This is a genomic window from Pueribacillus theae, from assembly GCF_003097615.1.
GTDB lineage: Bacteria > Bacillota > Bacilli > Bacillales > UBA6769 > Pueribacillus > Pueribacillus theae.
Window position 1 is genome coordinate 1 of the sequence record NZ_QCZG01000097.1, and the last position, 1,762, is coordinate 1,762.

Below are 1,762 nucleotides of genomic sequence, written 5' to 3' on the forward strand. Positions count from 1 at the left end.
GCCGGAATTATTCTACTTAGGATTTTAAGTCCTGTGCGTCTGCCTATTCCGCCACTCCGGCAGGACTTGTGATTGTGGAGGCGGCACCCGGATTTGAACCGGGGATAAGGGTTTTGCAGACCCGTGCCTTACCACTTGGCTATGCCGCCATAATCTAATTAGATTACGACAATAAAAATTGTAATGCATAAACAGAGAGAAATCAATATAAATTCTGTTCTATTTATTATAATAAATATTGGAGCGGAAGACGGGATTCGAACCCGCGACCCCCACCTTGGCAAGGTGATATTCTACCACTGAACTACTTCCGCATTACATATAAAATTGAAATATGGCTGGGCTAGCTGGATTCGAACCAACGCATGACGGAGTCAAAGTCCGTTGCCTTACCGCTTGGCTATAGCCCAATAGTCAGGAGATAAAGGCTATTTATTGATTATGGGGCGACTGATGGGAATCGAACCCACGAGTGCCGGAGCCACAATCCGGTGCGTTAACCACTTCGCCACAGTCGCCATAATAATTACATAAAAAGTCTACATGGCAGGGGCAGTAGGAATCGAACCCACACTGGAGGTTTTGGAGACCTCTGTTCTACCGTTAAACTATGCCCCTATATAAAGTGAAATGGTGGAGGGGGGCGGATTCGAACCGCCGAACCCTAAGGGAGCGGATTTACAGTCCGCCGCGTTTAGCCACTTCGCTACCCCTCCAGCAGGTTAATAAGAATGGTGCCGGCCAGAGGACTTGAACCCCCAACCTACTGATTACAAGTCAGTTGCTCTACCAATTGAGCTAGACCGGCACTAAAATGGTGGCTCGAGACGGAATCGAACCGCCGACACGAGGATTTTCAGTCCTCTGCTCTACCGACTGAGCTATCGAGCCAATTTATTTAATTCTACAATTGAGATAGGGAAATCCCTCTTGGTGTCTCTGTCCCTTCCTCTACCAGCTTATGCTTCGTAGCAAGCTGCGTCGGGACAACTCGGTGTCTATTCCATTGATGCTTTTGCTCGTTGCTCTACCGACTGAGCTATCGAGCCTATTATTTAATATAATGGCGGTCCCGACGGGATTCGAACCCGCGATCTCCTGCGTGACAGGCAGGCGTGGTAGGCCACTACACTACGGGACCAATTTGGTTGCACTACTAGCACTACCATTTCATTTTAACTAAGAAGTTCATTCAGCGTTGTTAAAATAATAAATTGGTTGCGGGGGAAGGATTTGAACCTACGACCTTCGGGTTATGAGCCCGACGAGCTACCAGACTGCTCCACCCCGCGATAATAGAAAGAATATAATATTTAATAATAGATAGTTAAAAGTGGTGGAGGATGACGGGCTCGAACCGCCGACCCCCTGCTTGTAAGGCAGATGCTCTCCCAGCTGAGCTAATCCTCCGAACATAATGTTATGTAAAGCTAATTAAAATATATGTATTATTATTTATGGTGACCCGTACGGGATTCGAACCCGTGTTACCGCCGTGAAAGGGCGGTGTCTTAACCACTTGACCAACGGGCCATTCAGAAAAACTGGCATGGCGGAGAGCGAGGGATTCGAACCCTCGAGACGGTTCTACACCGCCTACACGATTTCCAATCGTGCTCCTTCGGCCAGCTCGGACAGCTCTCCATTGGCTCCACAGGCAGGATTCGAACCTGCGACCGATCGGTTAACAGCCGATAGCTCTACCACTGAGCTACTGTGGAATCATCAGTGTCAAAGCACGAATAGCACGAGAATTTTTAAA

The 1,762-nt window shown here is 48.1% G+C and carries 14 tRNA genes; all 14 read right to left on the bottom strand.

From position 1 onward, the window contains the following. Positions 1-75: 75 nt before the first annotated feature. The 14 genes from DCC39_RS18740 to DCC39_RS18805 all read right to left on the bottom strand — a co-directional run bounded on the left by DCC39_RS18740 (position 76) and on the right by DCC39_RS18805 (position 1,721). Positions 76-149 (bottom strand) — tRNA-Cys (locus DCC39_RS18740). 90 nt (positions 150-239) lie between these two features. Next, positions 240-314: transfer RNA gene (locus DCC39_RS18745), tRNA-Gly, on the bottom strand. Between the two features lie 21 nt (positions 315-335). After that, positions 336-410: transfer RNA gene (locus tag DCC39_RS18750), tRNA-Gln, on the bottom strand. A gap of 32 nt (positions 411-442) precedes the next feature. Beyond that, positions 443-518 (bottom strand) — tRNA-His (locus tag DCC39_RS18755). A 26-nt stretch (positions 519-544) separates the two neighbouring features. After that, positions 545-618: transfer RNA gene (locus tag DCC39_RS18760), tRNA-Trp, on the bottom strand. A gap of 13 nt (positions 619-631) precedes the next feature. Further along, positions 632-716, bottom strand: a tRNA-Tyr gene (locus DCC39_RS18765). 16 nt (positions 717-732) lie between these two features. Continuing rightward, positions 733-808 (bottom strand) — tRNA-Thr (locus DCC39_RS18770). 7 nt (positions 809-815) lie between these two features. Then, positions 816-891: transfer RNA gene (locus DCC39_RS18775), tRNA-Phe, on the bottom strand. Positions 892-1,064: 173 nt separating this feature from the next. Continuing rightward, positions 1,065-1,141: transfer RNA gene (locus tag DCC39_RS18780), tRNA-Asp, on the bottom strand. Between the two features lie 74 nt (positions 1,142-1,215). After that, positions 1,216-1,292: transfer RNA gene (locus DCC39_RS18785), tRNA-Met, on the bottom strand. Between the two features lie 42 nt (positions 1,293-1,334). Next, positions 1,335-1,410, bottom strand: a tRNA-Val gene (locus tag DCC39_RS18790). 48 nt (positions 1,411-1,458) lie between these two features. Beyond that, positions 1,459-1,533: transfer RNA gene (locus tag DCC39_RS18795), tRNA-Glu, on the bottom strand. A gap of 17 nt (positions 1,534-1,550) precedes the next feature. Next, positions 1,551-1,644, bottom strand: a tRNA-Ser gene (locus DCC39_RS18800). 2 nt (positions 1,645-1,646) lie between these two features. After that, positions 1,647-1,721 (bottom strand) — tRNA-Asn (locus DCC39_RS18805). Positions 1,722-1,762: the final 41 nt, after the last annotated feature.